Origin of the sequence: Tabrizicola sp. (assembly GCF_030694085.1) — a bacterium.
In the GTDB taxonomy this organism is placed as follows: Bacteria; Pseudomonadota; Alphaproteobacteria; order Rhodobacterales; family Rhodobacteraceae; genus Tabrizicola.
Genome location: NZ_JAUXZE010000042.1, coordinates 92401 through 117303 on the forward strand (window position 1 = coordinate 92401; position 24903 = coordinate 117303).

The following is a 24903-nucleotide window of genomic DNA, read 5'->3' on the forward strand; positions in this document are numbered from 1 at the left end:
GTCGGGTCAGGGTCGTTTGACGCGGCAGTTCAGGGCAACAGGGAAGACAAACGATGAGTGACTCCATTCTTACACTGCTGAACCGTCTCGCCGCCGCCTCATCAATCGACGAGGCCTGGGACCGCGCCACCGGGTACTACGCAAGCCTGGGCTTCCGCCGCGCGAATTACGGCTTTACCCGGTTCAAGCACCTGAAGACCATCGGTGACCCCGAGGACGCTCTGTTCCTCACGACCTGCGACGCTGATTACGTCAAGCGCTACTTTCAGGGCGGCTTTTACGCCAAGACGCCGGTTTTCCGCTGGGCCGAGCACAATTCGGGTGCCTGCACATGGTCCTGGGTGAAGGAGGCTTTCGAGGCTGGGCGCCTGGCGGCCGAGGAAGCAGAAGCCGTCCGGCAGAACGCGGCGATGGGGATCGTGGCCGGGATGTCGGTCAGCTTCCCCGAAGTCTCTTCCCGCTCGAAGGGCGCGCTTGGGTTGATTGCCGATCCGGGCCTGACCCCCGCCCGGGTGGACGAGATCTTTGCGGCCCGCAAGGAAGAGATCCTGGCGGTCGCAAACATGATGCACCTGACGATCGTTCATTTGCCGCAGCTCAGCCGCCATCGGGCGCTTTCCCCCCGCCAGCGCGAGGCGCTGGAGTGGGTGGCCGATGGCAAGACCACGCAGGATGTGGCGCTATTGATGGGCGTCTCGCCTGCGATGGTCGAAAAGCACCTGCGGCTTGCGCGCGAGGCACTTGCGGTCGAGACCACGGCCCAGGCCGTCGCCAAAGGGGCGCTGCTGAACATGATCTTTCAGCGCGTACCCGAGGTCGCCCAGGCCGCGAGGTAGGGTATTCCGCACTCGTTTCGGGCGAGTTCGCATGGCACAAGGTCAGGGTGACCTAAGGGCAACCCACGGTCTCGCGGACCAGCGGACCTTTGCTGGCACTGCATCATAGACCTGATCCAGGGCCGCGTATTCAGTCGGCCGACTTGATGTCCTGCTCTGCCGCACCCTCATCCCCAGGGGTCAGAGCGTGACTTGCGGCGCGGTTCTCCCCGGAACCGCGCCGTTTCCATTTCCGCGTTACGCGAAAGCAAAAGGGTCGGCGCATCGCTGCCCCGGCCCCCTGCCCCATTACTGGAAAATTCAGCCCTGCAGCGCCTTGGCGACTTCGGCGGCAAAGTCTTCCGTCTTCTTCTCGATGCCTTCGCCCACGGCGACGCGGGCATAGCCGGTGATCTCGACACCGGCTTCCTTGGCCGCAGTTTCCACGGTCAGGTCCGGGTTGATCACGAAGGCCTGTCCCAACAACGTGTTTTCCGCCAGGAACTTCTTCATCCGGCCCGGGATGATGTTGTTGTGGATCACGGCTTCCGGCTTCGGCTTGGCGGACGAGGCGTTCTCTTCCAGCGCCTTGGCGGTCTGCACGGCAAGCTCACGCTCGACCACGGACGGGTCCAGAGTGGCTTCGGACAGCGACAGCGGGTTCGTCGCGGCGATGTGCATTGCGAACTGCTTGCCGATCTCTTCGGCCTTTGACTTGTCGCCCTTCAGGGCCACCAGGACGCCGATCTTGCCCATGCCTGCGGTCGCCGCGTTGTGGACGTAGGAGACGACAGTGTCTCCCTCCAGCACGTGCATGCGGCGGAAGGTCATGTTCTCGCCGATACGCGAGATTGCTTCCTGCACCACAGTCTCGACGGTCTTGCCGTTCAGATGCGCGGCTTTCACGACCTCGATGTCGTCGCCGGTGGTCAGGGCGATGTTCGCCACGTCGCGAACCAGCGCCTGGAAGTCAGCGTTCTTGGCGACGAAGTCGGTTTCCGAGTTGATCTCGATCGCGACGCCACGACCATTGCTGACGGCGACGCCGATCAGGCCCTCCGCCGCGACGCGGTCGGCCTTCTTGGCGGCCTTGGCCAGGCCCTTGGTGCGCAGCCAGTCAACTGCGGCTTCCATGTCGCCATTGACCTCGGTCAGGGCTTTCTTGGCATCCATCATGCCTGCGCCGGTCGATTCGCGCAGTTCCTTCACCATCTGGGCGGTGATCGTCATGGGTTCACTCCTTGGAAATGCTGATCCCGGCGGGGCTTAGGCCCGCCGGGTGACAGTGTTGTGACGCGAAGGCCCGATCAGGCTTCGACGGCAGCTTCGGCGACAGCTTCTTCTTCAGGAGCCGCTTCCAGCGCGCCAAGGTCGACGCCCGCCGCACCCATCTGGGCCGACATGCCGTCCAGAGCCGCGCGGCTGATCAGGTCGCAGTACAGCTGAATCGCACGGGCCGCGTCGTCGTTGCCCGGGATCACGTGGGTCACGCCCTTGGGCGAGCAGTTGGTGTCAACGATGCCGACGACCGGGATGCCCAGCTTCTGCGCTTCCAGGATGGCGAGGTCTTCCTTGCCAACGTCGATGATGAAGATCAGGTCGGGGGTGCCGCCCATTTCACGGATGCCGCCCAGCGAGGCCTGCAACTTGGCCTGGTCGCGTTCCATGCCAAGGCGTTCCTTCTTGGTCAGGCCTTCGCCGCCTGCGCCCAGCACTTCGTCCAGCTGCTTCAGACGCTGGATTGACTGGGAAACGGTCTTCCAGTTGGTCAGCGTGCCGCCGAGCCAGCGGTGGTTCATGTAGAACTGCGCGCACTTTTCGGCGGCGTCGGCGATCGGCTTCTGGGCCTGACGCTTGGTGCCGACGAACAGGATGCGGCCGCCCTTGGCGACGGTGTCGCGCACGACCTTCAGCGCCTGGTCCAAGAGCGGGACGGTCTGGGTGAGGTCGAGAATGTGGATGCCGTTGCGGTCACCGTAGATGTACTCGCCCATCTTGGGGTTCCAGCGAGCGGTCTGGTGGCCGTAGTGAACGCCAGCTTCCAAGAGCTGACGCATGGTGAACTCGGGAAGAGCCATGCCTTATCCTTTTCCGGTTTGATCCTCGGTGCGGCCGTCTTCACCCCCGACTGGGGGCAACCGGTGGACCGCACGGGATTTCTCCCCGCATCGGACCCAGCCACACCTGTGAAGTGGCGCCCCTTTAGCCGGTCGTGCCCGGATATGCAAGAGGCGGTCAGTCCGGGATTCCCAGATCACGCAGCGCCCTTCGGACAAGGTCGCTGGTGTCGGTATTCGCAAATTTCATCGACAGAAAATACGGTCGCGCAGTGGCGTCAGGTCGCAAGCGGCGCAGATGGGTGGCCCAGCGTGTCGCTTCGATCGTGTCGCCCGCCACCTGATTGATCATCGCTGCGGTTGTCAGGATCAGGTAGTGCACCTGATTGCTGCGCACGGCCTTGCGGCTGAAATCCAGGGCAAGATCCAGTTTGCCATCCAAGAAGTAGGACAGTGCCTTGAAGGTAAAGGTCAGACCCAGAAGAGGGTCCATCGGGCTTAGGTGCAAGGACAGGTCCAACCCCGCGTGGGCCTGTTCCGTACGACCGGCCAGCATGTCGATCATGCCGCGGGCATAGTGGCCCTTGACGAAATTCGGGCTGACCTCGACCGCGCGATCATACCAGAAAAGCCCGTCATCCGCTTGACCCGCAATCTGGTTGACGCGGCCCATGACCATGTTTGCGAAGGGATCGAACGGGTCCAGTTCAACTGCGCGTTCGGCCAGCCGTCGCATCTCGGCGATAACGGGCGCTGTGTCGGTCGTGAACGCTTGCGCTGCCTCTTGCTGCACGGCAAAGGCCCGCCCGGCGAAGGCGGTGGCGAAGTTCGGGTCCAATCTGGTGGCGCGTTCGAAAAGGCCCTCGGCGATGGTGTTGTCATGCACGTTGAAGCGCAAGAGATGGCTCATCCCCAGATGATAGGCCCCCCAGGCATCCAGCTTTTCGGTCGACTTCGTGCGCGCTGTTGCCGCCTCCGCCTGAGAAATCTGCAGGTCCAATGCTCCGATCACGGCAGAGGTTATCTCGATCCGGGCGTGGTGGAGGTCGTCCAGTGACGGGCTGAAACGGTCAGACCAGACCACCGACCCTGCCCCGGTTTCAATCAGCGTGACTGTGACCGCCAGCCGACCTGCCACCAGTTCCACCCGCCCGGACAGCACATAGCCCGCGCCCAGAACGCGGCGCAAACCGGCAAGATCAACTTCGTCCTGTCGGAACCGAAAGGTGGATTCTCTCGCGATCACGCGCAGCCAGCGCAGTCGGGCCAGCGATCCAATGATCTCGTCCGCCAGCCCCTCGCCCAGCCGCAGCGCGTTGCCGGGGTCCTGAGCAAAGGGCAGAACGGCAATCGTCGGCCGGTGGTCGGACTGCTCGGGTGCCGGCTCCATCACCTGCACTGCAGTTGTCGCATCCACCCGCCTTACGACAGGGGCGACAAAGTGGTGCCCGATCCCATGAATGGTGCGGATCATCACCTGCCGGTCGCCGTCATCCCCTACAGCCCTGCGGGCGAATTTCAGCGCGGTCGAAACGGCACCATCCGACACAAAGCGCCCGCCCCAGAGCGCTTCGATCATTTCATGGCGTGACACAACTCTGTCGTGGTTTTCGACCAGCAGGCGCAGGACGGCAAAGGCCTTTGGCTCCATCGGCACGATACCGTCTGGCCCGACAAGCTCTGCCCGGTCCGGAAAAAGCGTGTAAGGGCCAAAGACGTGATGCATGCAGCAATGCTCGGCTTTCCTGTGAGGCACGGTTGCATGGCCGGGGATCCAAATCAAACGGCTTCGGCAATCTTCACAATTTCCCCGGACATTCCCCAAGCTTTCCCCACGCGGCCCTCAAGCGCGAACCGGTCGTTCTGGCAGTCTTGTCGCATCGCGAACCAGGAGCTTGCCATGACCCGCCTTGCCGAAATCAACCTGCGCGACCACGCAGCCGCTCATTCCTTCTTCCAAGTCCTGGTGACGCACCTGCGCCGCCGCGTCGCCCACACCGAGGCGGCGATGGAACGGCAGTCCCGTTTGGCCGCGATTCAACCGGACACAGTCGGCGACACGGGTCTTGCTCCCGAGGATCTGACCGGCGTCGCCACATACGACCCTGCCCTGCCCTTCTTCATGCAGTCGGGCTTTGGCCGACACGACCGCTGACACGCGCCCCTGCGAAACGCACCGGCCCTGTCGCAGGCAGGCAAGACTCCCCCGTCGCTGCATGGCACCAGCGGTGCAAGGGGAGGTACGCCATGTTCATCCGACAGGTCCGCGCGACGGCGGTCAACATCCCCTTCCGGGCACCCTACCGGTTTTCCTACGGAGCCATAGCCTCGCTGACCAAGACAGTGATCGAGCTTGAGACCGAAGATGGCGTGATCGGCCTTGGGGAATGTGCCGATGGTGACCGGACGGCCGATGTGGTGGCAATGGGCGCAAGGCTAATCGGGCATGATGTACGTGAGGTTGGCACAGCCGAAGCCAAGGTTGTCCCGGGAATGAGGTACACGCCTTGGGGCAATGTGCTGGCCACCCGCCGCGCCTTTGGTGGGATCGAGATGGCGATGTGGGACGCCCGAGGCAAGACCGACGGCATGCCACTTGCCGCGCTTCTGGGCGACGCACGGCGTGACCGGATCGAACTGACTGAATACTTCAGCTACCGTTGGCCCGGCATCGATGCGGGCGAATCGTCGCCCACCGAGGTTGCCCGCTACTGCGCCGCGATGATCGAACGCCACGGGTCGACCCGGTTCGAGGGCAAGATGGGCACCGTGGACCTGACCGAGGAAGTCCGCATGGTCGCCGAAGTCCGCGCGGCAATTGGGGACCGCCCACTGCAACTGGATGCGAACGGCGTCTGGACCGTGCCGACGGCCCGCGACGCCTTGCGCCGGGTCGCCCCCTACGACATCGCCTGGTTCGAAGAACCCTGCGAGACCTACGAAGAGATGGCCCAGCTGCGCCGCTTTTCCGACATCCCGTTCTCGGCCCATAGCATCGACTTGGCCAAAGCTCATGCCCTTGGCTGCCCCGAGGCTATTGTCACCAACATCAACGAACACGGCGGCATCACCCGCACTGTTGCCTTCATCCGCGCTTGCGAACTTCTCGGCGTCGGGTTCCGCTTCCATTCGGGTGAGACTGGCATCGCCTCGGCTGCCTACCTGCACCTGACCGCCGCACTGGATCATGTCCGTGATCCCAGCCAGACCCTGTTCCACTGGTACGCTGACGACGTGATCGAAGGTGGTCCGCACCGTCACGACGGCGGTTTCGTCGCCTTGCCCCAGGGTCCGGGTCTGGGCGTCACGTTAGACCGCGCGGCGCTGGCCCGCTGCCACCAACGCTATCTGGACGAAGGCCCCTTCCCCGATGGCCGCAACGGCGGCTATGGCGGCCAGTTCCGCAAACGCTGAGTGGTTGACCCCGCCTGGTGGAACAAGGCAGAACGCAGCCATGACGCCAGACATTCTTTGCATCGGTTCGGTCCTGTGGGACATCATCGGCCGCTCGCCCACCTCGATGCGCCTTGGCTCGGACGTGCCGGGGCGGATCACCCGACTGCCCGGCGGGGTGGCGATGAACATCGCGATGACGCTGCGCCGATTCGGGATGACGCCTGCCCTGCTGACCGCCATTGGTCGCGATGCCGAGGGCGACGAACTGGTCGCCGCCTGTGACCGGCTGGGTCTGGTGACGGGCACGATCTACCGCTCCGACGACCTGCCGACCGACCGCTACATGGCCATCGAAGGCGCGAACGGCCTGATCGCCGCAGTTGCCGACGCCCATTCGCTTGAGGCCGCAGGCGACAAGATCCTGCGCCCCCTCGCCGACGGCCGCCTGGGCACATCAAAGGCCCCCTGGTCCGGCCCCATCGCGCTGGATGGCAACCTGACCGAGGGCCTGCTGGCCGAAATCGCCGCCTCGCCCCTTTTCGCAGCTGCCGACCTGCGCGTAGCACCGGCCTCACCCGGCAAGGCGGGGCGCCTGCTACCCCTTCTTACCCACCCATCGGCCACGCTGTACGTCAACCTCGAAGAGGCGAACATCCTGGCCCGCAGCGAGGCCGCCACCGCCCCCGAGGCGGCGCAGGCGCTTCTGGCCCGTGGCGCGGGCCGGGTTCTGGTCACCAACGGCGGCGAACTTGCCGCCGAAGGCCGCCGCGGCGAGGGCGTGATCATGGGCCAGCCGCCCAAGGTTCTGGTGACCCGCGTCACGGGCGCGGGCGACACCTTCATGGCAGCCCACCTGGTCGCCGAGCGCCGCGGCGTTCCCCGGCAAGAGGCGCTGGACGAGGCCCTGCGCGCCGCCGCGACCTATGTCTCGGGGGACATCGGCGCATGACCTTTGCCGACATGACCTGGCTGAACCCTCCGCCCGCGTCGGACATGAAGGACGGCACGCTGACCCTCTCCACCGGCGAGCGCACCGATTTCTGGCGCAAGACCCATTACGGCTTCATCCGCGACACGGGCCATTTCCTGCACCACCCTGTTTCGGGCGACTTCACCGCCGAGGTCACCATCGCCGCCCGCTATGAGGCGCTGTACGATCAGGCCGGGCTGATGCTGCGGATCGACGAGACGCGCTGGGTCAAGGCCGGGATCGAATACACAGATGGTCAGCCGTTCTTTTCCACCGTCATCACAAACGACCGCTCGGACTGGTCCATCGTCGCCCTGCCCTTCCCCGCCGACCGCCTGCGGCTGCGCCTGACGCGCCACGACGACGCGGTCCGCGTCCAGGTCCGGCGCCCGGACGGCAGTTGGCTGATGACGCGCTTGGGCTACCTCGACCCTGGACCGGCGCAGATCGGCGTCATGGCCTGTTCGCCCGAGCGCGCAGGCTTCACCGCCGACTTCCACCAATACACCTGCGGCCCTGCCATAGATCGGACGCTTCATGATTGACCTGCCCCTGACCCTTTCGCCCGAAGTTGCCGAAGCCCGCGCGAACGGCGCGGCGATTGTTGCGCTGGAAAGCACGATCATCACACATGGGATGCCATTCCCGCAGAATGTGGAAACGGCTCGCCGGGTGGAGGCCGAAATCCGCGCTCAAGGGGCCGTCCCTGCCACCATCGCGATCATGGACCGCCGCATCCACATCGGCCTGACCCAGGCGCAACTTGACGACCTTGGCCAGGCGCAGGACGTCGCCAAGCTCTCCCGCGCCGACCTTGCGGCCTGTCTTGCGTCCGGGAGCATTGGGGCCACCACCGTTGCCGCCACGATGATCTGCGCGCGGCTTGCCGGTATTCAGGTCTTCGCCACAGGCGGGATCGGCGGGGTCCATCGCGGCGCCGAAACCAGCTTCGACATCTCCGCCGACCTGCGCGAATTGGCCGAAACTCCGGTCACCGTCGTCGCCGCCGGGGCCAAGGCGATCCTGGACCTGCCAAAGACGCTGGAGTACCTGGAAACCCTGGGCGTCCCGGTCATCGCCTACGGCCAGGACGATTTCCCTGCCTTCTGGTCGCGTGCGTCGGGCCTGAAAGCGCCGCTTCGGATGGACACCCCCGCCGCTATCGCCGCCGCCCACCTCATGCGCGCCCGGCTAAGTCTGCCTGGCGGCCAGCTTGTTGCCAACCCGATCCCGCCAGAGGCCGAGATTCCCCGCGCCGAGATCACTCCGCAGATCGAGATTGCCCTGGCCGAGGCTGAAGCCAAAGGCATTGCCGCCAAGGCCGTGACCCCATTCCTTTTGCAACGCATCTTCGAGCTGACACAGGGTCGATCACTTACCTCGAACATTGCGCTGGTGCTGAACAATGCCAGGCTTGGCGCCGCGATTGCCCGAGAACTGGCCGGGGCAGCCTGAAATTCCCGTGTTTGCCTGCAGGTGCCATTGCACAGCAACGGTCCGACCCCCTAGATAGGGGGCCGAAGGGGACAATGTGACGTGACTGAACCGCATCCGCACCACCGTCGCGGCTTTCTTGCCGGCCTGCGCGCAAGTTTCCTGACGGGGCTTGTCGTCGTGCTGCCCATCGGGCTGACGATCTATTTCGTCTGGGCGGTGATCGGCTGGATCGATGCCTGGATTCTGCCGCTGATTCCTGCCACCTACCAGCCCGACGCCCTGATTGGTCGCTGGTTCGGCCCGGCATACGAATTCCCCGTCCGCGGGGTCGGGGTCCTCGTCTTCCTGATCGTCACCATCATCGTCGGCTGGCTGGCCAAGGGCCTGATCGGCCGATCCGTCATCCGCTCGGGCGAGAACTTGGTCGAACGGATGCCGGTCGTCCGGTCGGTCTATTCCGGCATCAAGCAGGTGGCCGAAACCTTCTTCAACAAGAAGGACAAAAGCTTCGACAAGGTGGTGCTGGTGGAATTTCCCCGCGCCGGGTCCTGGGCGCTGGGGTTCATGTCGACCCGGCCCAAGGGCGAGTTGGCCGAACGCCTTGCCGCCATCGGCCCGGACATGTCGGCGGTCTTCGTGGGCCTGACACCCTTCACCAGCGGGATGCTTCTGTTCGTGCCGACCCAGGACCTGATCGTGATGGACATGGGTGTGGACGATGCGGCCAAGCTGATCGTGTCGGGCGGCCTTGTCTATCCCGTGCCGAAAGAGCCGGTGATCTAGCCCAACAGGCCCTTCAGGTCGGCACTGGGCTCTTGCCCGATCTTCGCGCCGGCATCCTGCAGGAACCGCTCGCCCGCCGCCCGTCCGGCAGACTTCAGGCGGTCCAGCAGCAGCGGCGTAGGCGACAGCTTCGACTCCGCAGAGAGGTCGTTCATCAGCCTGTCGTCCGCGATCATGTGGAGGTTCACCGCCTTCATTTGCCCCCGCTCCATCCGTCCTTCGGCGATCAGGCGGCGTACGAAATTCACGGCCCGAAGCTCGCCCAGAAGGCTGGCGTTGAAGCTGATCTCGTTAATCCGGTTCTGGATTTCCAGCGGAGTGTCCGGGATCTTCTCGGTCCGCATCGGATTGAGCGACACGACCAGGATGTCATCGGGCAAGTCCGGTTCGTACAGCGGGAACAGCGCCGGGTTACCGGAATAGCCTCCGTCCCAATAGGCCTCGCCCGCAATCTCGACCGTCTGGAACACCGTGGGCAGGCAGGCCGAGGCCAGGATTGCCTCGGGCGTTATGTCCCTGGCGCCGAAGACCTTGATCTTGCCGGTCCGCACATTGGTCGCGCTGACGAAAAGCCGGGGTCCGGCGTTGGCGCAGACATCGGCAAAGTCCAGATCCCTGACCACCGGCTCCAGCGGGTTGGTCCATCGTTTTCCGAAGACGTAGGGAGAGTAGAATTGCGCCGCGACTGCCTGCGGCGAGAACGGCAAAAGCGCCGCGCCGGCCGTCTGCCAGAACCGCATCGCGGGCAGGAAAGCCGCCATCCACGGCACCATGCGGAAATCGCCGATCTCGGCAACCTGGCTCCAAAGCCGGTCCAGCCGCTGTTTCGCCGCCCCGCGCCCCCCGGCGATCAGTCCCGCCTTCAACGCGGCCCCGTTCAAGGCCCCCGCCGAGGTGCCGGAGATCCCGGCGATCTCAAGGCCTTCTTCCTCCAGAAGCCGGTCGAGGACACCCCAGGTAAAGGCCCCATGCGCGCCGCCACCCTGCAGGGCCAGGCTGACCCGCCTCATGGCCGGGCTCCGCAAATCTTTTCGAAAAGATTTGCAAAATCCTTCGAAGGATTCTGACCCCTCACAGCGCCGTCCAGCCGCCGTCAACGCTGATCGTGGTCCCCGTCACCTGATCCGCCGCCGACGAACACAGATAGACCGCCGTCCCGCCGATCTGCTCGACCGTTGCGAACTGGCGCGAGGGCTGGCGCAGCAGCATGACCTCGCGGATCACGGTTTCCCGGTCCATCCCGTGCACCTTCATCTGCTCGGGGATCTGTGCCTCGACCAGCGGCGTCAGCACATAGCCCGGGCAGATCGCGTTGCAGGTGATGCCCTGCCCCGCCATCTCCAGGGCCACGGTCTTCGACAGGCCGACAACACCATGCTTGGCCGCGATATAGGCCGACTTGAAGGGTGAGGCCGTCAGTCCGTGCGCCGAGGCGACGTTCACGACCCGCCCCCAGCCTTTCGCCCGCATCCCCGGCAAAGCCGCCGCGATGGTGTGGAAGGCCGACGTCAGGTTGATCGCCAGGATCGCATCCCATTTATCGACCGGAAACTCTTCGATCGGGCTGACAAACTGGATGCCCGCATTATTCACCAGGATGTCGCAGCCGCCCGCCTTTTCCACCAGCGCCCGGCACTCTGCGCCCTTGGACATGTCCGCTGCGATATATCGCGCCGCCACGCCGTGCCGCGCGCCCAGCTCGGCCGCCAGCTCGTGATCCTCGGCACGGTCGGTGAAGCTGTTCAGAACCACCTCGGCCCCGGCGGCCGCCAGCGCCTCGGCCACCCCCAGCCCGATTCCCGAATTCGACCCGGTGATGATCGCCCGTTTGCCACCCAAGCCCATGCCGTCCTCCAAATGCTGCACCTGCAAAAGGATCATACGACCCCTTTGGTTCCAGATTCCAGACGAAGGGCATAAAAAAACGCCGGCACGAAGCCGGCGTTAAGTCTTTGAGGCAGGTTTCATACAGGCAAGAAACCTATCGAGCAGTACAGTCTTTATAGTCCCCTCTCCGCCGATGGCCAAGCTAAAAGTTTGAATTGATTCAATCTCCGTCCTAGTCTGCGGCCACACAACCGCTGGATATGGGGAGCATCACGGGATGGGACGGGAAACGAGGGCCGGTTTGCGCAGGTTCGGGCTGACGGTCGCGGTGGCGCTTTTTGCCGCAGGCGCTCAGGCGGAACCGATGCACGGCATAGCTATGTATGGCGACCCTGCTCTCCCCCCGGATTTTGTGTCTCTGCCGCAAGTGAACCCCGACGCACCCAAGGGCGGAACCTATCGCTGGGGCGAGGCGGGCAGCTTCGACAGCTTCAACCCCTATGTCACCAAGGGCCGCCCCGCGATCGGCATTTCGACCCTGACGGTCGAGACGCTGATGGGCCGGAATTATGACGAAGCCTTCTCGCTTTACGGGCTCTTGGCCGAATCGATAGACACCGACGAGGGTCGCACCTACGTCGAATTCACCCTCAGACCAGAGGCCCGATTCTCTGACGGCTCGCCCGTCACGGTCGAGGACGTCATGTGGTCGATGGAAGCCCTTGGCACGCAGGGCAACCCGCGCTACGCCGCCGCCTGGAAGAAGATAGCCTCGATGGAAAAGACCGGCGAGCGGTCGATCCGCTTCACCTTCAATGTCGAAGACCGCGAACTGCCGCTGATCCTGGGCCTGCGTCCGATCCTGAAGAAGGCGCAGTGGGAGGGGAAGGACTTTGCCGAAGCCACGATGGAGGTCCCCATCGGTTCGGGGCCTTACGTGCTGGACAGCTCGGAACTCGGCGTCCAGGTCACCTACAAGCGCAACCCCGACTGGTGGGGCAAGGACCTGCCCTTCAACCGTGGCCAGTGGAACTTTGACCAGATCCGCTACGACTACTACGCCAACCCCCAGGCGATCTTCGAGGCGTTCAAGGCGGGCCAGGTCTCGGCCTACCGCGAGGCGAACGTGGCCAAGTGGCAGTCCTCCTACAACTTCCCCGCCGTCCAGTCCGGTGACGTGATCAAGGCGGAAATCCCGCATGGCCGCCCCTCGGGGATCGAAGGCTTCGTGATGAACACCCGAAAGCCCATCTTCGCCGACTGGCGCGTCCGCGAGGCGCTGATCCTGGCCTTCAACTTCGAATTCATCAACAAGACCCTGAACGCAGGCGCCCTGCCCCGCATCCCGTCCTACTTCGGCAACTCCTTCCTTGCGATGGACCCCGGCAAACCCGCCGATGGGCGCGAGCTGGACCTCCTGCAGCCCTTCGCCGCCGAACTGCCGCCCGGCGCGATCGAGGGCTACGCGCTTCCGGTCTCCGAAGGCGACCAGACCAACCGCAAGAACATCCGCGCCGCCGCGAATCTCCTGGAGGAAGCGGGCTGGACCGTGGGCGATGACGGCATCCTGAAGAACGCCAAGGGCGAAGCTTTCGCCTTCGAAATCCTGCTCGTCACCGGCCAGGATGAGATGGGTTCGGCCGCCGAAGTCTATATCGAGGCGCTGAAGGCGCTTGGCATCCAGGCCCGCCTGACCAAGATCGACGACGCGCAATACAAGGACCGGACCACCAACTACGACTTCGAGATGACCCACTACATCCGGTCGCTGTCCCTTTCGCCCGGCAACGAACAGCTTCTGTACTGGGGTGCCCCCGGTGTCACCGAACCCGGCACCCGCAACTGGATGGGCGTCAACTCTCCGGCTGTCGAGGCGATGATCGCCGCCATGCTCAAGGCCCCGAATTCCCAGGAATTCACCGCCGCGACCAAGGCACTGGACCGCGTCCTGACTTCGGGCCGCTTCGTGATCCCGATCTGGTATTCCGACCTTTCCCGCTTGGCATACTCCTCCGACCTGAAGTATCCCGAGAAGATACCGCTTTACGGTGACTGGACGGGTTTCCTGCCCGACACCTGGTGGTACGAGGCAAAGTGAAAGAGGCAATGAGCATGAAGAAACTGGCACTTCTGGCCGTCCTGGCCTCCCTGGCAGGCTGCAATACCATTGCTGGCGTGGGTGAGGACATCTCGGGCACCGCCCGCACGGTGCAGAACACCTTCTGACGGTGGGGCCGGTTTCGCGGCGCGTGCCGGCATGAGGCAAAGCCGGGACTGCCCGGCTTGCCAATTCCCGCCGGGCGGCTGCCGTGCCAGTCCGGTTCCTGCCGGTCCGGGTGTTGTCCGTCCGGTTTCACACCAGGGACGTGACCCATAGCAGAGTCGCATCCTCTTCGGACAGGCTGATGACGTTGTGCCCCATCGCCGCGTCGTAATACGCGCTATCGCCCCTGCGCAGTTCGACCGGCTCGTAGAATTCCGTGTAAAGCCGGATCACTCCGGTCAGGACGTACAGGAATTCCTCGCCGTCGTGGCGCACCCAGCCGTCAAACTCCTCCAGGTCCCGCGCCCGGATCACCGCGCGGTAGGGCAGCATCTGCTTCTTTGTCAGATGCGCCGCCAGCAACTCGTGCTCATAGGTCACCGTGGCCTGTGACTGCCCGTCTCCGGCCTTTGTCACCGCCATCCGGCCCATGACCTGCTGCCTCGACGGCGGCGTGAAAAGCTGCGGCACGCTGATCGACAGCCCCCCGGCCAGCTTTTTCAGCGCGTCATAGGTCGGGCTCATCTGCCCGTTCTCGATCTTCGACAGAGTGGACCGCGCCAGTCCCGCCCGGTTGGCCGCCTCCTCCAGCGTCCAGCCCAAGGATCGGCGCAACTCGCGCACGCGTTCCCCCAGGTTCAGCGGCTCGACATGCGCCTCCCCGCCCGCCTCGCGTGCCACGCGGATCATGCTGTTCGGATCGGTCAGTGCCATACTTCCCCGGATAGTCGAGCCTTCCCAAGCTTGCAACTGCCGCGCGGCCTGCCTACCCCTGTCGCATGCTGTCCGAGATCGACACCCGCCCGTTTCCGACCGTGCCCCAGGACTTCAACCTTGCCGGACACGTCCTGACCAACGCTGCCGACCGTAAAAAGCCCGCCCTCACCATCCTGCACCGGGACCGGGATGAAACCCTTGCCTACGCCGACCTTCTCCGCCTGACCCAGGGCTGCGCCACCGCCCTCTGCGCCCAGGGCCTTGAACCCGGCGACCGCATCCTCCTGCGCCTTGGCAACACGCTCGCCTTTCCGATCCTGTTCCTGGGCGCGATCTGGGCCGGCCTCGTCCCGATCCCCACCTCGGCCGCCCTGACCCGGCCCGAGATCACCAAGCTCGCCGCCCTTACATCCCCCAGGCGTGTCGCGGCCGAACCGGGCATCACGCTTCCCGACCACCCTGCTCCACTCCTCACTCCCGACCTGGATCATTGGGCCACACTCCCAACCGCACCGATCCACCTCGGCGACCCTGACCGCGAGGCTTACATCATCTTCACCTCCGGCACCTCTGGCAACCCAATGGCCGTCTCCCACGCCCACCGCGCCATCCTCGCCCGCCAGACCATGCACCAGCACTGGGAGGGCCTGACGCCCCACGACCGCCTCCTCCACGCCGGAGCGCTCAACTGGACCTACACCCTTGGGACCGGCCTTCTCGACCCCTGGACGGTCGGAGCGACCGCTCTGATCCCAGCCGCCGGGACTCCCGTCACGGGGCTGCTCGCCTTGATGGCGCGCGCCAAAGCCACCGTCTTCGCCGCCGCTCCGGGCATCTACCGCCAGCTCCTTCGCGCCGACTTTCCGGCGCTGCCCCACCTCCGGCACGGCCTGTCCGCCGGAGAAACCCTGCCCGATGCCCTGCGCGCCCAGTGGCTTGCCGCCACCCGGACCGACCTGCACGAAGCCCTGGGCATGTCGGAAATCTCCACCTACCTCTCCGGCTCCCCCATCCGCCCCGCGCCCGAAGGCGCCGCTGGTTACGTCCAACCCGGCCGCCATGTCGCGATCCTGGACGACGATGGCAACCCGGTCGCGCGTGGGGCCGCAGGCGAGCTCGCCGTTTCCACGTCCGACCCCGGACTCATGCGGACCTACCTCGGCCACCCGCCGCCGCAAGGCCGATGGTTCCGCACCGGCGATGCCGCCACCATGTCCGGGGATGGGGCCGTCACCCACCTTGGCCGCAAGGACGACCTCCTAAACGCCGGCGGCTTCCGCGTCTCGCCCGCCGAGATCGAGGCCGCCTTCCACGACCTGCCCCTCACCGCCTGCGCCGCGACCCAGGTAGAGCCGACCCCAGGCACCGCGATCGTTGCGCTGTTCTACGAAGCCCCCTGCGAAATCGACATCTCGACCCTGCGCCAATGCGCCGAAAAGACCCTTGCCCGCTGGAAGCAGCCAAGGCACTACCAGCGCCTTGACGCCCTGCCCCGCACCGGCACCGGCAAGCTGATCCGCAAGGCGCTGGCCGCCCGCTACAGGAGACCCGAATGATCCCCGCCCCGATCCGCCTGGACATCTTCTCGGACCCGGTCTGCCCCTGGTGTTATGTCGGCAAGGCCAACCTCGACCGCGCGCTTGCGGCGCACCCCGACCACCCTTTCGCGATCCAGTGGCACCCGTTTCAGCTGAACCCTGACATGCCCGCCGAAGGCGTCGCAAAGCGCGCCTATCTTGAAGGCAAATTCGGCGGCAAGGCCCGCGTCGATGCGATCCACGAACGCCTGCGTGAGGTCGCGCGCGGGGCGGGCGTCGACATGGACCCAGACAAGCCGCAGCGGATGCCCAACACGCTGAACGCCCACCGCCTGATCCATTGGGCCGGGATCGAGAGCGTGCAGCCCGCCGTTGTCAGCGCCCTGATGCGCGCCTACTGGACCGAAGGCCGCGACATCGGTGACCTTGAAACTCTTGCCGACATTGCCGGGGAAAACGGCATGGACCGCGCCGCGACACTGCGCCTTCTGCAATCGGACGCCGATGCCGAAGACATCGCCGCCCGCGATGGGGACGCCCGCCAGAAGGGGGTGAACGCCGTTCCGACCTTCCTCATCGCCCAACAGTATGTGGTCAGCGGCGCGCAACCGCCCGAGACCTGGGAGAAAGTGATCGCCGAGCTGGCAGGTCGGGCCGAGTGATCCAGTCCCGCCCCTCGCAGACCGAGTTCGTGGCGCTTGTCGCCATGCTTTTCGCCACCATCGCGATCTCGATCGACGCGATGCTGCCCGCGCTGCCGGAAATTGCCGCCACCCTTTCTCCCGATGCGCCCAACGCGGCGCAACTGGTCGTGACCAGCTTCGTCCTTGGCATGGGCATCGGGACCCTCTTCACCGGCCCGCTCTCGGACGCCTTCGGGCGCAAACGCGTGATCCTGGTCGGCTCCGGCCTGTACGCCCTCGCCGCGCTGGCCTGCTTCTTCGCCCCCAGCCTGGAAGTCCTGCTTGCCGCCCGCCTTCTTCAGGGCCTCGCCGCCGCCGCCCCGCGCACGGTCGCCATCGCGATGGTCCGCGACCTTTACGCGGGCCGCGAGATGGCCAGGATCATGTCCTTCGCCATGATGATCTTCACCATCGTCCCCGCGCTTGCACCCCTGATGGGACAGGGGATCATCGCTCTGGGCGGCTGGCATTCGATCTTCCTGGCATACATCCTCTTTTCCGGCCTCTGCATGCTCTGGCTCGGCCTTCGCCAACCCGAGACCCTGCCCCTTGCCAAGCGCCGCCCGCTGCACATCGGCGACCTCTGGCGCGGCACCAAAGAGCTGTTCACGCACCGCATCATCGTCGTGTCCACCCTCCTGCAAACCCTGACCCTGGCGGCGCTCTTCGCCACGCTTTCTAGCCTGCAAGGCATCTTCGAACGCCAGTTCGACCGGGCCGAAAGCTTCCCGCTCTGGTTCGCTGTCATCGCCGTCGCCTCGATGGGGGGCAGCCTGCTGAACAGTCGGATCGTGATGACCATCGGCATGCGCCGTGTCGTCCAGCGCAGCTATGCCACGGTCCTCGTGCTGTCGCTGATTGCGCTCGCCTCCCTTGGAACGGGTCTTCTGCAGGGCAACCTGAGCTTCGCCATGCAAATGGCCTGGTGCATCGGGATTTTCTCGATGACGGGCCTGACGATGGGCAACCTGAACGCGCTGGCGATGGAGCCTGTCGGCCACATCGCCGGCCTTGCCGCCTCGGTCATCTCGTCGATCGCAACCGTTGGCTCGGTGATGCTGGCGATCCCGGTAGGTCTTGCCTTCAACGGCACGTCGACACCGCTTCTGATCGGAGCCACGGGGCTCATCGCTCTCAGCCTGGTCCTGTCGCTCAAAACCCTGGGCGAGCCGCGTGCCTAGCCCTTCCGGCCCGCCTTCACCACCTCGGCCAGGTCGCGCGCGATGTTGAAGGCGCCCTTGATCCGGTCGGCTTCGGTCTTCATCTCGCCGGTCAGGACAATCTTGTTGCCATTCACCCGCGCCGCCGGTCCTTGCGCCTTCAGGAAATCGACCAGCCCTGCGGGATTGGCGAACTTGTCGCCCCGGAACTGAACTGTCGCCCCTTTCGGCCCGGCGTCCAGCTTGGAAATCCCCGCCCGCTTGCACATCGCCTTGATCCGCACGATCAGCATCAGCGTGTTCACGTCCTTCGGCAGCGGCCCGAAGCGATCGATGAGCTCGGCCGCAAAACCCTCCAGCTCGACCTTGGTCGTCAGCGAAGACAGGCGCCGGTACAGGCCCAGCCGGATGTCCAGGTCTGGAATGTAGCTCTCGGGGATCATCACCGGCACACCCAGGTTCAGTTGCGGCGACCAGTCGTCATCGATGGCAGACAACCCCTGCAACTCACCAGATTTGATCTTGGCGATCGTTTCCTCCAGCATGTGCTGGTACAACTCGTATCCCACCTCGCGGATGTGTCCCGACTGCTCCTCGCCCAGAAGGTTCCCCGCCCCGCGCAGGTCAAGGTCGTGGCTTGCCAGGTTGAACCCCGCGCCAAGGCTGTCCAGGCTTCCCAGCAACCGCAACCGCTTCGTCGCCTGTGGCGTCAGCGGAGCGCGCGGCTTCGTCGTCAAATAACAATAGGCCCGTGTCTTCGAACGGCCCACCCGACCCCGGATCTGATACAGCTGGCTCAGGCCGAACATATCCGCTCGGTGAACAATCATCGTGTTCGCTGTAGGAATATCCAGACCACTTTCAACAATAGATGTCGCCACCAGCACGTCATACTTGCCGTCGTAGAACTGGTTCATCCGGTCATCCAGATCGCCGGCCGCCAGTTGCCCATGCGCAATGACGTAGGAAGCCTCGGGAACATGGGTTTTCAGGAAGTCCTCGATCTCGGGAAGATCGGCGATGCGCGGCACGACGTAGAAGGTCTGCCCGCCCCGGAACCTTTCCCGCAAGATCGCCTCGCGGATGGTGATTGTATCGAATTCGGAAACGTAAGTGCGGATCGCCAGCCGGTCCACGGGGGGCGTCGCGATGATTGACAGATCGCGCACCCCGGTCAGCGACAGCTGCAACGTCCGCGGGATCGGCGTTGCGGTCAGGGTCAGCACGTGCACCTCCGACCGCATTTCTTTCAGCCGCTCCTTGTGCGTCACGCCAAAGTGCTGCTCTTCGTCGATGACCAGCAGCCCCAGCTTCTTGAAGGTGATCCCCTTCGCCAGCAGCGCATGGGTGCCGACGACAATGTCCACCGACCCGTCGGCCATCGCCGCTCGCGTGGCATTGGCTTCTTTCGCCGCAACAAAGCGCGACAAGGGTCTGACCGAGATGGGGAATCCCCGGAACCGCTCGGCAAAGCTGCGATAGTGCTGCCGCGCCAGAAGGGTCGTCGGGCAGATCACTGCGACCTGCATCCCTGACAGCGCCGCGACGAACGCTGCCCGCATCGCGACCTCGGTCTTGCCAAAACCCACGTCGCCGACCACCAGCCGGTCCATCGGGCTGCCCTTCTCAAGGTCCGCCACCACGTCGGCAATGGCCGACAGCTGGTCGTCGGTCTCCTGATATGGAAACCGCGCCGCAAAGGCCTCCCAGATCGAATGTGGCGCTTCCAGGATCGGTGCGTGGCGCAGCGCCCGCTCGGCCGCAACCCGCATCAGCCGGTCGGCAATCTCCTTGATCCGCTCCTTCAGCTTGGCCTTCTTCGCCTGCCAGGCGCCGCCGCCCAGCCGGTCCAGCAAGCCTTCTTCATGCCCGTACCGAGACAGCAGTTCGATATTCTCGACCGGAAGATAAAGTTTGGAGTTCTCGGCATATTCCAGCATGACGCAGGCATGCGGAGCGCCAAGTGCCGTGATCGTCTCGATCCCCAGATAGCGTCCCACGCCATGCTCGACATGCACCACCAGGTCGCCGGGACTTAGCGTATCGACTTCGCGCAGGAAGTTGTCGGCCTTGCGCTTTCGACGCGGCTTGCCCACCAGCCTTTCGCCCAGCACGTCCTGCTCGGAAATGACCGCCAGTCCTGGCGCCACGAACCCGGCCTCCAGCGGCCAGACCACCAGGAAAAGCCCGCCCTTGCCCTCCGGCACCTCGCGGAAATCGGCGATCTCCCTGGCTCCGGTCACGCCATTGTCGACCAGAAGCCCCTTCAACCGCTCACGCGCGCCGTCGGACCAGGACGCGATAACCACTTGGCCCGACTTCGACAACGCCTGAACATGGTCGGCCAAAGCCTGGAAAAGATTGATCTTTTCTTGCTGCCGTTCGGGTGCGAAATTTCGCCCTGCCCGCGCGCCTGCATCCAGTACCCCCGGACCGGGGCTTTGGGCCAAGGGCGACAACTGCATGACACGGGCAGAGGCTACCGCTGCCTCCCACCCGGCATCGTCCAGGTACAGGTCCTCGGCTGGTACCGGCTTGTAGACCGTGTCGATGCGCCCCTTGACCCCCATCGCCTCGTGGCGCGACTCGTAGCTGTCCGCAATCCCTTCCCACCGCGACAGCCGCGCCGCAGTGACCTGATCGTCCAGCAGCACCGAGGCTCCCGGCAGGTAATCGAACAGTGTCTCCAGCCGTTCGTGGAAGAATGGCAGCCAATGCTCCATTCCCTGATGCTTGCGACCGGCGCTGACCGCTTCATACAAGGGATCGTCCGTCCCGGCGGCGCCAAAACTGATCCGGTAGTTCTGACGGAACCTGGCTATCGCAGCTTCGTCCAGGATCACCTCGGAAACCGCTGAAAATTCTACTCTTTTAAGCTTTTCCGTCGTCCGCTGAGTTTCGGGGTCAAAGCGCCGTGCGCCGTCCAGCACGTCGCCAAAGAAATCCAGCCGGATCGGACCCCCGCGCCCCGGCGGGAAGATATCGACGATCCCGCCGCGCAACGCATAGTCCCCCGGCTCGGCGACGGTCGAGACCGGCGTGAACCCCATCCGCGCCAGGAAACCCTTGAGCCGGGCCTCATCCACGCGCTCGCCCACCGAAGCCCGAAACGACGCGGCCTTCACCACCTGCCGCGTCGGCACCTTCTGGGTTGCCGCATTCAGCGTGGTCAAAAGGACAAATGGACCGGAAAGCCCATCAGCAAGCGCCGCCAAGGTCGCCATTCGCCGCGCGCAGATCTCGGGATTGGGGCTGACCCGGTCAAAGGGCAGACAATCCCAGGCCGGAAAGTCCAGCACCACGACCTCGGGCGCCATGACCAAAAGGGCCGCACGCATCGCCTCGGCACGCTTGTCGTCGCGTGCAACATGCACGACCGGCTGGCCGCGGCCCAGCTCGCGGACAACAATCCGGGCATCGAAGCCCTCGGGCGCTCCGCCCATCAAGATGCGTTCGGCTGTCATGGGTCCCGAAGATCCCCGGTCAGGTCCGGTCAGTTGAGTATCGACACGCTGAGGTTCTGCCAGGTGCCATAGAAGGCGGTGACGGTGATTGCCAGCATGCCGATCACCTGCACCACCCTGCGATGAATGGTTAGCCTGCGGAAAAGTGCCTCGCCCGTAGCGGCCTCGGCGACGATCCGCCGGCTGGCACGAACCGAGGCCCAGACCACCAGGAGGATCGGCGCAAACAGAAGAAGAAGGGCCTGGGCAAACTCGATGTCATACCAGAAACCCAGAAGCAGAAGCGCCGTCACCCAGAAGGCCGAAAGGGCCACGATCAGCAATGCGCCACTGTCGACAACATTCAAGAGCCGGTTGATGTTGATCCGCACCAGGTCCTCGACATCCGCCTGCGCCTGCCCCCCTTCGCGGCGGGCGCGCTGGATCATGTCATGCGGCACCCCTAGCACCCAATGACTGACCGAGGACCACATCGCCGCCAGCGCGATCCAGTACCAGAGGTTGGAGAACGACCTCAGGTCGATGACTTCAAGCGCCGTATCCAGGACATCCAACCGTCCGGTCTCCTTCGTGTATCATCGTGCCACGCATAGATATCTTGAGGCGGCTGTCTTTCCATGTCAGGCAGAAGCAAAAGCCGCAAGCCCCTTGATCGGGACGGAAAGGAGCCAGCCATGCAACTCACACAGGGGGCACACCCTGTCACCCGGTTCCGTCGCCTCCGCCGCACGGCCGCCTTGCGCAACCTGGTCCAGGAGACCACGCTGACGACGGGCGACCTGATCTGGCCGGTCTTCTTGTGCGACGGAGTGAACCAGCGTCAGCCCGTCGTCTCGATGCCGGGGGTGGAACGTCGGTCGCTTGACCTGGTGGTCGAGGCGGCGGCCGAGGCGGCGGCGCTTGGCATCCCCGCGATCTGTCTTTTCCCTTACACCGACCCGTCCCTGAAGACTGCCACCTGCGAAGAGGCCTGGAACCCCGAGAACCTGACCAACCGCGCGATCCGGGCAATCAAGGCGCAAGTGCCGGACATCGCGGTGATGACTGACGTGGCTTTGGACCCCTACAACGCGCATGGCCATGACGGGCTGGTGGTCGACGGCATCATCCTCAACGACGAGACGGTCGTGGCGCTGGTCAAGATGGCGCTGGCCCAGGCCGATGCGGGGGCCGATATCCTGGGGCCGTCCGACATGATGGACGGCCGGATCGGTGCGATGCGGTCGGCGCTGGAATCCGCAGGTCACAAGGACGTGGCGATCCTGTCCTATGCCGCCAAGTATGCCAGCGCGTTCTATGGGCCGTTCCGCGATGCGGTTGGGGCCTCGGGTGCGCTGAAGGGCGACAAGAAGACCTACCAGATGAACCCTGCCAACAGTGACGAGGCGATCCGGCTGGTCGCCCGCGACCTGGCCGAGGGCGCGGACATGGTGATGGTGAAGCCCGGCATGCCCTATCTCGACATCTGCCACCGCGTGAAAGAGACCTTCGGAGCCCCCACCTTCGCCTACCAGGTCTCGGGGGAATACGCGATGATCCAGGCGGCGGCGCAGAACGGCTGGATCGACGGCGAGAAGGCGATGGTCGAAAGCCTGATGGCCTTCAAGCGCGCAGGCTGCGACGGGATCCTGACCTACTATGCGCCCGCCGTGGCACGGCTGCTGCGGGGATAGCTCACGACGGTTCCGCCGGGGCCCAAATTCCTTAAGCAAGAAACTTGGTCCCGGTCGCAGCCGCCGCGTTCAGCTCAACAACCCCTGCACCGTATTCGTCAGGTCGTTCAGCGAGAACGGCTTCGGCAGGAAGACCGAGTTCGGCACCCGCGCCTGGTCTTCGGCCAGTCCATCCTCGGCGTAGCCAGACATGAACACGACCTTCACCCCCGGTCGGTCCAGATGTGCGCGCCGGACCCAGGCGGGACCATCCATTCCGGGCATCACCACGTCGGTGACGAAAAGATCGACATGCAGCGACTTGTCGTCAAGCTTGGCCAGCGCCTCTTCGGCATTCGCTGCCTCCAGCACCGTGTAGCCGCGCAAGGAAAGCGCCCGGCTGGCGAAGGCGCGGACCGAGGCCTCGTCCTCGACCAGAAGGATCACCCCGTCCCCCTGCTTTGCGGCCACCCGCCGCACTTCGGCCACCGGGGCCAGCTCGTCGCCCTCGTAGACCGGGAAGAAAAGCGAGAAGGTCGTCCCTTCGCCCACCACCGAATCGACAAAGATGTAGCCACCGGACTGCTTGATGATGCCGTAGGCCATCGACAGGCCCAGACCCGTCCCCTCGCCCACGCGCTTGGTCGTGAAGAAGGGCTCGAAAATCTGCCGCAACTGGTGTTCGGGGATGCCTGTTCCGTGGTCGGCAACCCGGATCACGGTGTAGTCTCCGGCGGGCACTGTTGCCCGGTCGCGCTTCATATCCTCTGCCAGCGTCACGGGTTCGGTCTCGATCCGAATACTGCCACCGTTCGGCATCGCGTCGCGCGCATTGACCACCAGGTTGATCAGCACCTGCTCGACCTGCCGCTTGTCCGCCCGGATCATCCCCAGACTCTTGCCGACGTCCCGCCCCAGGTGCCCCAGCGAAAGCTCGACCTTGTCGACCATCAGCCGGTTCAGAAGATGCGTAAGATCCGCCAGCACATCCTCAAGGTCGATCACTTCGGGATTCAGCGTCTGCTTGCGCGAAAAGGCCAGAAGCTGCCCCACCAGAGAGGCCGCCCGGTTCGCGTTCTGCCGGATCTGCTCCAGATCGGCAAAGTCGCTGTCCTCGCGGCCATGCCGCAACAGAAGCAGGTCGCAGTGACCCGAGATCGCCGTCAACAGGTTGTTGAAGTCATGCGCAATTCCTCCTGCAAGCTGCCCGATCGCCTGCATCTTCTGGCTTTGGGCGAACTGTGCCTCCATCGTCTTCAGGCGGGTCGCGTCGTTCAGGATCGCAAGCCCCCCCGGCCGCCCGCCATCGACATAACGGCGCAGCGTGATCTGCAAGAACCGCTCTTCCTCGCCGCGCACCCGCAGCACTTCGGACCCGCCGGGATGCCGCCCCGCGACCACGTCCGCCAGCCATTCCGAGACCGGACGCCCCAGCCCCTCGAACAGGTCATGGAACATGGCCGCCCGGATCTCGCCCTTCCAGATCAGCTCGCGCGCGGCGTGGTTTGCGATCCGCATCACCCCGTCGGGGCCAAAGGTCATGATCGCGACCGGCACCTCCTCCAGGTCCGAGCCCACGGCCATCGGCGCCGGCCGGTCGTTGCGGTCGTAGACCTGACCCTCGCGCGGCAGGTCCACCTCGTCGGCGCGCCAGAAAAAGCGGTCCTCGCTGGCCCGGTGCACTGTCAGTCGCAGGATCACCCCGTGGCTGATCAGGTCCTCCTGGGCCGAGCCCGTGGCCTCTGCCGCCTTCTGCAGGCGCAGCATCAACTCGCCGGGGCTTAGCACATGGCGCTCAAGTGCCTGGTGCAGGGCCCGCACCTCCGCCCCGAACCGCGCCTCCGCGGCCTCGTTTCGCAAGATCAGCTGTCCCGCGAGATCGGTCAGGAAGCAGGGGGCCGGATCGGCCGCAAGCAACCGGAAGGCAGCAAGGTTCGTCGCCTCCTTCGGACGGCGGCCAAGCATCAGCCAGAAGGCGATCCCCAGGCCGATCGCGACCAGCACAAGACCGGCCATCAGACGCGCCACCCCATCCGAGCGGGCAGTCAGCGCCCAGGCCAGGACCAGGCCCAGACCAAGCAGCCCCAGTGCCAGAAGAACACCAAGCCCGACGCGTTCAACCTGCCCCCGACCTGCCAAAT

General features: G+C 64.9%; 22 protein-coding genes. 13 read left to right on the forward strand and 9 right to left on the reverse strand.

Annotated features, from left to right (window positions below):
• Positions 1-53 precede the first annotated feature (53 nt).
• Positions 54-836, forward strand: coding sequence for a LuxR family transcriptional regulator (locus Q8M85_RS11005; RefSeq protein ID WP_305544202.1), 783 nt, complete (start codon positions 54-56; stop codon positions 834-836).
• 300 nt (positions 837-1136) lie between these two features.
• Here the strand turns inward: Q8M85_RS11005 and tsf are convergent, their stop codons facing one another.
• The 3 genes from tsf to Q8M85_RS11020 all read right to left on the reverse strand — a co-directional run bounded on the left by tsf (position 1137) and on the right by Q8M85_RS11020 (position 4598).
• Positions 1137-2045: a translation elongation factor Ts gene (tsf, locus tag Q8M85_RS11010; RefSeq protein WP_305544204.1), complete on the reverse strand. Its 909-nt coding sequence runs from the start codon at positions 2043-2045 to the stop codon at positions 1137-1139.
• A gap of 77 nt (positions 2046-2122) precedes the next feature.
• On the reverse strand, positions 2123-2893 hold the full coding sequence (gene rpsB, locus Q8M85_RS11015) for a 30S ribosomal protein S2 (RefSeq protein ID WP_305544207.1): 771 nt from the start codon (positions 2891-2893) through the stop codon (positions 2123-2125).
• A 157-nt stretch (positions 2894-3050) separates the two neighbouring features.
• On the reverse strand, positions 3051-4598 hold the full coding sequence (locus Q8M85_RS11020; RefSeq protein ID WP_305544210.1) for a winged helix-turn-helix domain-containing protein: 1548 nt from the start codon (positions 4596-4598) through the stop codon (positions 3051-3053).
• A gap of 174 nt (positions 4599-4772) precedes the next feature.
• Here Q8M85_RS11020 and Q8M85_RS11025 point away from each other — a divergent pair, with 174 nt between their 5' ends.
• The 6 genes from Q8M85_RS11025 to Q8M85_RS11050 all read left to right on the forward strand — a co-directional run bounded on the left by Q8M85_RS11025 (position 4773) and on the right by Q8M85_RS11050 (position 9458).
• Positions 4773-5027 (forward strand): hypothetical protein, encoded by a 255-nt coding sequence (locus Q8M85_RS11025; RefSeq protein ID WP_305544212.1) that lies wholly within the window; start codon positions 4773-4775, stop codon positions 5025-5027.
• Between the two features lie 92 nt (positions 5028-5119).
• A complete protein-coding gene (locus Q8M85_RS11030) occupies positions 5120-6286 on the forward strand; it encodes a mandelate racemase/muconate lactonizing enzyme family protein (protein WP_305544215.1) in 1167 nt (388 codons plus the stop codon).
• 40 nt (positions 6287-6326) lie between these two features.
• Positions 6327-7217, forward strand: coding sequence for a PfkB family carbohydrate kinase (locus Q8M85_RS11035; RefSeq protein ID WP_305544217.1), 891 nt, complete (start codon positions 6327-6329; stop codon positions 7215-7217).
• Positions 7214-7783, forward strand: a complete 570-nt coding sequence (locus tag Q8M85_RS11040; protein WP_305544220.1) for a DUF1349 domain-containing protein — start codon at positions 7214-7216, stop codon at positions 7781-7783. Before Q8M85_RS11035 ends, Q8M85_RS11040 begins: the two co-directional genes overlap by 4 nt.
• The gene (locus Q8M85_RS11045) at positions 7779-8693 is read left to right on the forward strand and encodes a pseudouridine-5'-phosphate glycosidase (protein ID WP_305544303.1); all 915 of its coding nucleotides are present in this window, start codon (positions 7779-7781) and stop codon (positions 8691-8693) included. The genes Q8M85_RS11040 and Q8M85_RS11045 overlap by 5 nt, the downstream gene beginning before the upstream one ends.
• Positions 8694-8774: 81 nt before the next feature.
• A complete protein-coding gene (locus Q8M85_RS11050; RefSeq protein WP_305544223.1) occupies positions 8775-9458 on the forward strand; it encodes a DUF502 domain-containing protein in 684 nt (227 codons plus the stop codon).
• On the opposite strand, the gene Q8M85_RS11055 is transcribed toward Q8M85_RS11050, so the two are convergent.
• Together Q8M85_RS11055 and Q8M85_RS11060 are read right to left on the reverse strand one after the other, a co-directional pair.
• Positions 9455-10468: a patatin-like phospholipase family protein gene (locus Q8M85_RS11055; protein WP_305544226.1), complete on the reverse strand. Its 1014-nt coding sequence runs from the start codon at positions 10466-10468 to the stop codon at positions 9455-9457. The genes Q8M85_RS11050 and Q8M85_RS11055 overlap by 4 nt on opposite strands.
• A 61-nt stretch (positions 10469-10529) precedes the next feature.
• Positions 10530-11303 (reverse strand): 3-hydroxybutyrate dehydrogenase, encoded by a 774-nt coding sequence (locus Q8M85_RS11060; protein ID WP_305544306.1) that lies wholly within the window; start codon positions 11301-11303, stop codon positions 10530-10532.
• Between the two features lie 259 nt (positions 11304-11562).
• Between Q8M85_RS11060 and Q8M85_RS11065 the strand changes: the two genes are divergently transcribed.
• Together Q8M85_RS11065 and Q8M85_RS11070 are read left to right on the forward strand one after the other, a co-directional pair.
• Entirely contained in the window at positions 11563-13383 is a 1821-nt protein-coding gene (locus Q8M85_RS11065; protein WP_305544229.1) for an extracellular solute-binding protein, read from the forward strand.
• 14 nt (positions 13384-13397) lie between these two features.
• Positions 13398-13511, forward strand: a complete 114-nt coding sequence (locus Q8M85_RS11070; protein ID WP_305544231.1) for an entericidin EcnA/B family protein — start codon at positions 13398-13400, stop codon at positions 13509-13511.
• Positions 13512-13638: 127 nt separating this feature from the next.
• Here Q8M85_RS11070 and Q8M85_RS11075 read toward each other — a convergent pair whose 3' ends face one another.
• Positions 13639-14262, reverse strand: a complete 624-nt coding sequence (locus tag Q8M85_RS11075) for a helix-turn-helix domain-containing protein (protein WP_305544234.1) — start codon at positions 14260-14262, stop codon at positions 13639-13641.
• A gap of 65 nt (positions 14263-14327) precedes the next feature.
• Here Q8M85_RS11075 and Q8M85_RS11080 point away from each other — a divergent pair, with 65 nt between their 5' ends.
• From Q8M85_RS11080 to Q8M85_RS11090, 3 genes are read left to right on the forward strand one after another with little or no spacing between them, the layout of a single operon-like run.
• Positions 14328-15821 (forward strand): class I adenylate-forming enzyme family protein, encoded by a 1494-nt coding sequence (locus tag Q8M85_RS11080; RefSeq protein ID WP_305544236.1) that lies wholly within the window; start codon positions 14328-14330, stop codon positions 15819-15821.
• Positions 15818-16465 (forward strand): DsbA family oxidoreductase, encoded by a 648-nt coding sequence (locus tag Q8M85_RS11085; RefSeq protein ID WP_305544238.1) that lies wholly within the window; start codon positions 15818-15820, stop codon positions 16463-16465. Before Q8M85_RS11080 ends, Q8M85_RS11085 begins: the two co-directional genes overlap by 4 nt.
• Positions 16465-17667: a multidrug effflux MFS transporter gene (locus Q8M85_RS11090; protein WP_371135233.1), complete on the forward strand. Its 1203-nt coding sequence runs from the start codon at positions 16465-16467 to the stop codon at positions 17665-17667. The genes Q8M85_RS11085 and Q8M85_RS11090 overlap by 1 nt, the downstream gene beginning before the upstream one ends.
• Here the strand turns inward: Q8M85_RS11090 and mfd are convergent.
• Positions 17664-21110 (reverse strand): transcription-repair coupling factor, encoded by a 3447-nt coding sequence (mfd, locus tag Q8M85_RS11095; protein WP_305544242.1) that lies wholly within the window; start codon positions 21108-21110, stop codon positions 17664-17666. The genes Q8M85_RS11090 and mfd overlap by 4 nt on opposite strands.
• A gap of 29 nt (positions 21111-21139) precedes the next feature.
• Positions 21140-21664, reverse strand: coding sequence for a component of SufBCD complex (locus Q8M85_RS11100; RefSeq protein WP_305544244.1), 525 nt, complete (start codon positions 21662-21664; stop codon positions 21140-21142).
• A gap of 120 nt (positions 21665-21784) precedes the next feature.
• Between Q8M85_RS11100 and hemB the strand changes: the two genes are divergently transcribed.
• Positions 21785-22783 (forward strand): porphobilinogen synthase, encoded by a 999-nt coding sequence (gene hemB / locus Q8M85_RS11105; RefSeq protein ID WP_305544246.1) that lies wholly within the window; start codon positions 21785-21787, stop codon positions 22781-22783.
• A gap of 69 nt (positions 22784-22852) precedes the next feature.
• Here the strand turns inward: hemB and Q8M85_RS11110 are convergent, their stop codons facing one another.
• On the reverse strand, positions 22853-24778 hold the full coding sequence (locus tag Q8M85_RS11110; protein WP_305544309.1) for an ATP-binding protein: 1926 nt from the start codon (positions 24776-24778) through the stop codon (positions 22853-22855).
• Between the last annotated feature and the right edge of the window lie 125 nt (positions 24779-24903).